We start from the raw sequence: 636 nt of genomic DNA, 5'->3' as shown, positions 1-636 counted from the left end.
GACTGTTGCTATATCTTAAACCCAGGTCACGAACAGTATTGAGAGGTTTGAGTGTATGTGTCTGTACAGTCAGATTTAAGTTAAGGCAGCGACCAATGTGAATAAATCCACTTTTGTCAACATTAAGTGGCATATTCCACGAAACAGTCCATTCGTACAACTTGTTTATTTCCTCTTGGATTACCGCTGAAATATAGCTTTCTTTCGTGGGGGAAGAGAATGAATCAACTACTTTCAGGTCATCAGCAAAAAGGAAAGGCTTACCATACTGAAAGAGGGAACGCACGTCATTGATAAAAAGGAGAAAGAGTAATGGGCCAACCACACTTCCTTGTATAACCCCACTGGTTACATTCACAGGTTTAGAGTAGCGATATCCAAAGCGAACGATTTGGCTACGTTATTCTAAAAAAGATTTGATGTTTGGTGAACGTTGTTTTGATTATGCCTTGTGAGTTAAATTACCAGTCCCATCCTTACTGTCTATGGGTAACTCACACTAGTTCAGTAGGATGTCAAATTTCATATTGACCTGAGTAGCAATACATATCCCAGTACGTTTTCGATCCTGTTGACATCTGTATTTCGAATGACCGCAGTCTTCACTGGGTAGTCGATTTGGTGAAAATGCTCATT

General features: G+C 39.8%; 1 protein-coding gene. It reads right to left on the bottom strand.

Going from position 1 to position 636, the window contains the following annotated elements; all coding sequences use genetic code 11:
• Nucleotides 1-358 (bottom strand): reverse transcriptase domain-containing protein (locus tag DF185_RS24815; RefSeq protein ID WP_165836116.1); only part of this gene is annotated, 358 nt, incomplete at its 3' end.
• Nucleotides 359-636: the final 278 nt, after the last annotated feature.

The organism is Marinifilum breve, from assembly GCF_003202155.1.
In the GTDB taxonomy this organism is placed as follows: domain Bacteria; phylum Bacteroidota; class Bacteroidia; order Bacteroidales; family Marinifilaceae; genus Marinifilum; species Marinifilum breve.
The sequence above is the reverse complement of the archived record's forward strand: the minus strand, read 5'-3'. Positions and strand labels throughout refer to the sequence as shown.